This window comes from Bradyrhizobium erythrophlei, from assembly GCF_042430365.1.
GTDB classification, from domain to species: domain Bacteria; phylum Pseudomonadota; class Alphaproteobacteria; order Rhizobiales; family Xanthobacteraceae; genus Bradyrhizobium; species Bradyrhizobium erythrophlei.
On record NZ_JBHMET010000092.1, the window covers coordinates 1 to 6,509 of the forward strand.

Genomic DNA, 6,509 nt, shown 5'->3' on the forward strand with positions numbered 1-6,509 from the left:
CCCATGCCGGCGAACGTGGTGATCCGCACTCAGCTACACCACGCCACGGGGCACGATCGCGTATGAGCTTCGTCGGCATCACAGCGCGCGCGATTTCGTAAAACGGTTCGCTAGTACAATGCAGCGGAACCACGTAAGTCGGATCGAGTTCCTGGAGTGCCTTGACCGTATCTCGAACGTAGTCCTCTTGATAAGGCGCGAGATGGCTCCCCCCCCGATTAGCCGCCGAGGCGCCTGAGAGCCTGTTTGTGATAGCGCGATTGAAGCTGAGGCGTAATCGATAGCCATTGCGAACCTCCCGTTCTGCCTACCACAAGGCCATAAACAGAAGGCGCGGGACCGCACGGACGTTCGTTCCGGAAGGTCGGGCGTCTAAGTTTAATATGTTCCTATTAGCTTACTGACCCGTCAAGAAAAATGCCCGGAGCTCTGACTTCCCGATCTGGCAAGGTTACTGCCCTTCCCGACGGGTCGATTCGAGTAGCGGCTCGCGGCAGTCCGATCAGGGTCACGAGCGTCGCCCTCTGCAACACTCGGCTGTTCGTCAACTTCCGCTGTGCCCCGCTTGCGACCGAGGTCCTGTGGCGGTGCAATATGTCGCTCAGGGCCACAAGCAGCCGTTCTCGGACAATTCGATGGACCAAGGCGGCGCGATTCCGAAACTACGTGTTGACTACTCCGGCAGACCTGCTGTCTGCATTGCCACTTCGAAGCGTTTGAAGTCGAAGTGCATCGCGCGGCGGCGAAACGGCAAATTGTGACCCAGCATCTCCGCGCTTCCTCGAGCCGGCCTATTTCGACAAGAGCGAATGCAATGCTGTCGCGGGCCACCGCGCGTTGCGCCAATGACTCTATTGCGAGCATTCGCCGCGTCGAGTTCAAGCCCGTCTATTGATCTATCGCAATGTCTCACGACGCGACATCTGCGACCGTTACAAAAAATCTGTCTTCAGGGAGCGCGCAATGGTGATTGACATCTTGCGCCATCACCGACGATGGAGGGTGCTATGACGACAACCCAGCGCGAACCGTTTCCTTTTGTCACGAAAGTCATCGGTCTGTTTGGCAATTGGCTCAAGCAGCGTCGGGAATTGATCGAGTTGATGGAGTACGACGCCGAGTTCGGGGGGTTGGAGCCTGTAGCGCGCGAACTCAACGTGACGCCCGCCGATCTCGAGAGGCTGGTGCGGCAGGGGTCGCAAGGCGCGAACGAGTTGCCGCACATGCTCACGGCACTGGGCATCGACGAAACGGCCTTATGGCGCGCGGAGCCGGCCTTACTGCGCGACATGGAGCGCGTTTGTTCGTTCTGTACGCACAAGCGCCGGTGCCATCGGGAGCTCGTGGCCGGCACTGCTGCGACGAACTATGTGGAGTATTGCGAAAACGCGGATACCGTCGACACGTTGAGGTTCAAGAGTTGAAAATCACGAGCTGATCAAGACTTGGCCACCGCGCGCGATCTGATGGCGCGCACGAGGCGCAGAGCTTCGCACCGACGTCGCAGATGGGTCACGAGCGTCGTCATTTGCCATAGGCGGCTACCCGTCAGCTTCCGCTATGCCTCGTTAGCGACCGATGTCTTGTGGCGGTGCAACACGCCGCTCAGGGCTACATCCGGACTCATGCAGCGCGACATCATTCGGTCACCTCGTCGGCGCTGACGAGCAGTGATTGCGGGATGGTAAGACCCAAGCGCGTTTTTCGTCGCCACAACCAAATATGCCGTGTCCGACGAACGATTTCCTTATGAGGTCGAGACCTGCTCGGGCGTCATTGATCAGACTAGGAGGCTCGTAAAGAATGGCTTGATGATCTCAGTGACTGACGGCTCCTTCTCGTCAGAAGTGACGACCGTGACGAATTCGTTCTTGCAGTTCCAGCAGTGCCAAAGATCTTGGACTTCCCGCGCATTGACGCGTTCATGCCACGCGAGGTGGACTAGCGCAGAACCACACCGAGGTCATTTTTCATGATGTGAGATCGATGCCATGAAGAACCTCCCTCGTTTCCAACTCCAGCATGCGATTTCCTGGAAGTCTCGGTAATGATCTACATCAACGATTTGCTCGATTGGTGGACGGAGCATCGCGCCAGGGTTATCAGGGCGTCCGCTCTGGCCGATACTCAATGAGCCAATGCAGGGTCACGCATGAGATGGTCGTTGACGGCATTGACGCCCGGAATGGCTTCAGCCGCGATCGTAATCGCCCGCCGCTCCTCTTCAGATTGGAAAAAGCCCCAGAGATCAACTACCCCGTTTGTGACCGTGACATTCAATTTGTGCATATGAGCCCACGGCTGCTGTTTCAGCTCGTGTATTATCTTTTCGCGAATCGTTGCGTCGGGAAGACTTGTCTCGATCTGGGGTCGAGCGCTTGCGATAGCCTGAATGATATTAGCGCGGCTGAGGATGCCGACCAGCTCTCCACCCTTGGTCACAATCGGAACGCGCTTGATGTGGTGCTCTTCGAACAGGTCCGCAATTTCATAGAGAGGTGCTTCCGGGTCGGCCGATCTGACGTTGCGCGTCAGCATATCCCTCACCTGCACCGCATGGGACTTGACGTAATCCGCCGCAATCGCCCGGTCCCCCAAAAAGAGCGACAGCCACCAGGAATAGGAGTGTTCGGTCCCGGCCTCGGTCCGGTGCATCAAATCGGCTTCGGTGACAATGCCGACAAGCTTTCCAGCGCCATCGACAACCGGTACCGCGCTGATGCGCTTGTCGATCAGAAGTCTGGCCACGTCACGGACGGTTGCGTCTTCAACGACGGTGATAACGGGAGAAACCATCACATCTCGCGCTTTCATACGAGCCTCCCTGACTCACGAAACCCTTTATATCCTAATCCCACAACATGCTGTTGAGGAGCGCCGCTCTCGCGCGGGCCTTGGGAAAAGACAGGTTTCTTGCTGGGTTCCCAATGCCGGGGTGCCCGAGGGATGATGTCCGAGTTGGGGTCAAAACCCGCAATGACGGCCGGGCTGAGCGCTCTCATTTATTTTCGGACTCATGCGCCGCAACAACCGACATACAGCAATGATTACTCGATCACATCGTCGGCGCGGACAAGCAGCGGATGATACCAAGCGAGCCTTTTGGCCGCGACCCTCGCGAGGGCCGTGGTGCCAGCCGCGTGCAGGAAAGGAGCAGCCGCACCGCCGCTCGGCTTCGTCGAACCCCGCCCCGTTTGTGCAGCGGGAAAGGCTTCGCCGAGGTCTTGTTGCCGAGCCGGCGACTTATCGAGAAACCGCCTGGGCTATGGTCATTGCGATGCTGGCACTTAGGGGCTATGCCTCATCGCTAGCCTCGGCTTGCTTGGTTGGCTTGCTTGCAATTGAGTTTGCCTGACGGTCGGCTCACTCGCTGCACTTCCCTCGCTTAAGTTACTCCGCCGCGCCCGGCGCCTGAGCCGGAGCTTCCCCTCTACGCGTGACGGCCGGCTCCATGAAGCCCATGACTGTGCTGCTCAGAGTGCTGCCGCTCAAAAGCACGGTGGCTCCCAGGACCAGCAGGCCTACGAGGGTGAGCACATTCGGATTTGTTCCAGTCACCGCGACGATGCCAAGAACGATCGCGGCAAGACCCGAAAGGCACTGCAGAACCGCCGAGCCAGCGGCCATTTCGCCGGCGAGGAACTCGGCTCCCGAAACCGTCCGGGCAGCCTCTGCACGGTACGAAGCCTGCTTTGCTCGGTAGAGGCGCCAGACCGAAGTGCTGCTCAGCAGCAACCCGCCCCCGAACGCGATTACCGCAGCGGCCGTGAGCGTCTGTGAAGAGATGCCGATGAGAGCAAGCACGCCGAGCACGATACCGGCGGCCCCCACCAGGAACAAAGCCGAAAGGCCGCCGGCTCCCGTGAGTTCTGCGGCCGTACCAACAGCACCGGGCTGGCCGATCAGCTTTGTGTACTCCGTGAGCATGGTGCCACCCTGTATCAGCAGCGCTGCCCCGAAGACGATCGTGGCAACCGCGGCCAGCATCGGTTGGCCGACGCCCGACAATGCGACAATCGCCACAACGATGGTCGCTACGCCGCCGATGGCATCAACCAATCCGCCGTAAGTTGCAGCTTCCTGGAAGGTGCGTTCAGAACTGGTGATAATTGACATGGGAACCTCCGCTTGTGAGGCGCGCCGATGTCGGTCGATTTCGCGAACTGAAGCAGAGCTACCCTCAGCGATCCGTGGCGGGAAACCACCGGCGGGTAGCCGCGCTCTCGTGCTAACCCGCTGTCGTGCGCGCCTTCGTTTATTTTGGTGCAACGCATCGTTCGCCGACAGGTTCCGTCAGCTGCTGCAGCAACCTGCATGCGTCAGATGACCAGCCCCATAACAAGGGTCTGACCGTGCGCCGATCACTTCCGGTCTACGCTGATAAACAGACATGTTCGGTGTCGGTCGGCACATGTCTCAAAGGGGTCACGAGCGTCGCCCTCTGCAACACTCGGCTGTCCGTCAACTTCCGCTATGCCCCGTTAGCGATCGAGGTCTTGTGGCGGTGCAACACGTCGCTCAGGGCCCAGAAGCGGAAGTCCGATTCTCCTCTCGATGTCGGGCCTACGCGCAGAAGGGCATATGTCGCCGCGGGCGAAACACTAATCGGCGGTGGGGTCTCAATGCGGTCGGCCTCGGGTTTTCGCCCGGATCACTCTGGCAACCCCGCTTTGCGCAAGCCCTCAAGGTAGAGAGCCCGGTCTTCGGCGCGCCGCCATGGGGCTGCCACTCTTCCGATAGTGCTCAGCCGCAAGCCGGGATCGAGCGCGAGCAATTGGGCCATTGCCTCCTTCGCTCCTGCGAGGTTGCCCGACAAAGCATAGGCAACCGCCGCCTCGCGTGCCCCTGGTGCCCAATGAGGCCTATTGAGCAGCGCCTTTCTTGCCCAGGACGCCGCTTGCTCGTACCGGCCGGCAAAGAGGTGTGCCCATCCGATGCCGTTGTAGGCGCGGATCGTGAAATCAAGCGGGCTTAGCCGTATTGCGCGCTCAAACCGTTCGATGGCCTCTTCGTGCTCGCCCAGATACACGCGCAACCAGCCGCCGATGTTCCACGCCCATGCAAGGTTCGGATTGAGCACGACCGCGTGGTCTGCAAGCGCGATCCCGGTCTCGATCTCACCGGCCAGATAGCCCAGGGCCGAGCCACTCGACCACAGCGCAGTTGGATCGTCTTTGCCGATCGCCGCAGCGCGGCGCGCCAGCTGTATGCCCTCCCTGGTCTCGCGCTCGAGATCAACCAGCCAACCATTTGATCTGCCAATGGTGATGCAAAACGCCGCCATCCCGTAAGGGGAAGCATAGGTGGGATCGAGTTCGGTCGCGCGACGGAACAGTGACCTCGCTTCAAGGAAGCCGTGCGGCGTATAGGCATGGAATCCAGCCATCCCGCGCAGAAAGTAATCATAGGCATCCAGGCTCTCGGTTGGCTTGCGCGTCGCGCGCTCGATCTCGGCCTGCTCGAGTTTCGGCGCGATGGCGCAGACCACGTTCGACGTGACCCGGTCCTGCAGTTCGAACACGTCCTCGATGCCGCCGTCAAAATGGTCAGCCCATAGATGCCCGCCCGTCGCGGCGTCGATCAGCTGTCCGGCAATACGCAATCGGTTTGCTGCCTTGCGGATGCTGCCTTCCAGCACGTAGCGCACGCCGAGGTCGTGTCCGAGCTGTTTGATATCGACCGGCTTGCCCTTGTAGGTGAAGGTCGAGTTCCGCGCGATCACGAACAATTCCTTGAACCGCGACAGCGCAGTGATGATGTCCTCGACCATCCCGTCCGTGAAATATTCCTGCTCGGGTTCGCCGCTCATGTTCTCGAACGGCAATACGGCGATCGAGGGCTTGTCGGGGAGCGCGAGCGCGGGCTTCTGTGACTCCACGTGTCCTTCAGAGGCAGCCGCGACACCAGAAGGTTGATTCCGTTCGTGCACCGCGCCAACGAAGCGAAAGCCCTTTCGCGGCAGTGTCTTGATGAGACGTTGTTCTTCGCCGGAGTCGCCGATTGCGGTCCGGGCGACATTCAGGCGGGTCGTCAGCGCCGCATCGGACACGTTACGCCCGTTCCAAATTGCGTTGATGAGGTCGTCCTTGCTGACAACGCGCTCCCTGTTGCTGATCAGGTAGTCGAGCAGGTCGAATACCTGTGGCGCGACGGAGACGACGTCCGTCCCGCGATATAATTCGCGCCGGCCAGTGTCGAGTACGTACTCCTCGAAGAGATAACGCAAGCTTGCATTCCCCTAAGCTGCCTCCGGTCGTCGGAGAAGCGCTCTAACACCGCTTGGAACACAAAGAATAAGCCGCTGGCAGGGAAAAAGTAAGCCGGATGTAGCCGCAGGAGGTGCCGCAATGAACACGACCTATTGCATGAACACGACCTATTGCGCGCGATCAGATCGAGTACGTCGCCTTGAACGGCTCTATCGACCCGCGAGGCATCCGATCCGCCTTTCCGCTAGACTGTATGTCCCCTCCACAAAATGAGGCGACTCACCCTCGATGTTGCAACGA

At 59.8% G+C, this 6,509-nt stretch carries 4 protein-coding genes; 1 reads left to right on the forward strand and 3 read right to left on the reverse strand.

The annotated features are described in order from the left end of the window. Positions 1-1,007: 1,007 nt before the first annotated feature. Positions 1,008-1,424: a hypothetical protein gene (locus ACFFWD_RS16540; protein WP_376966919.1), complete on the forward strand. Its 417-nt coding sequence runs from the start codon at positions 1,008-1,010 to the stop codon at positions 1,422-1,424. A 703-nt stretch (positions 1,425-2,127) separates the two neighbouring features. Here ACFFWD_RS16540 and ACFFWD_RS16545 read toward each other — a convergent pair. From ACFFWD_RS16545 to ACFFWD_RS16555, 3 genes are all read right to left on the reverse strand, one after another. Then, on the reverse strand, positions 2,128-2,814 hold the full coding sequence (locus ACFFWD_RS16545) for a CBS domain-containing protein (RefSeq protein ID WP_376966921.1): 687 nt from the start codon (positions 2,812-2,814) through the stop codon (positions 2,128-2,130). Positions 2,815-3,390: 576 nt separating this feature from the next. Then, positions 3,391-4,116 (reverse strand): hypothetical protein, encoded by a 726-nt coding sequence (locus ACFFWD_RS16550; protein ID WP_376966923.1) that lies wholly within the window; start codon positions 4,114-4,116, stop codon positions 3,391-3,393. 535 nt (positions 4,117-4,651) lie between these two features. Next, positions 4,652-6,226, reverse strand: a complete 1,575-nt coding sequence (locus ACFFWD_RS16555) for a winged helix-turn-helix domain-containing tetratricopeptide repeat protein (protein WP_376966925.1) — start codon at positions 6,224-6,226, stop codon at positions 4,652-4,654. Positions 6,227-6,509 lie beyond the last annotated feature (283 nt).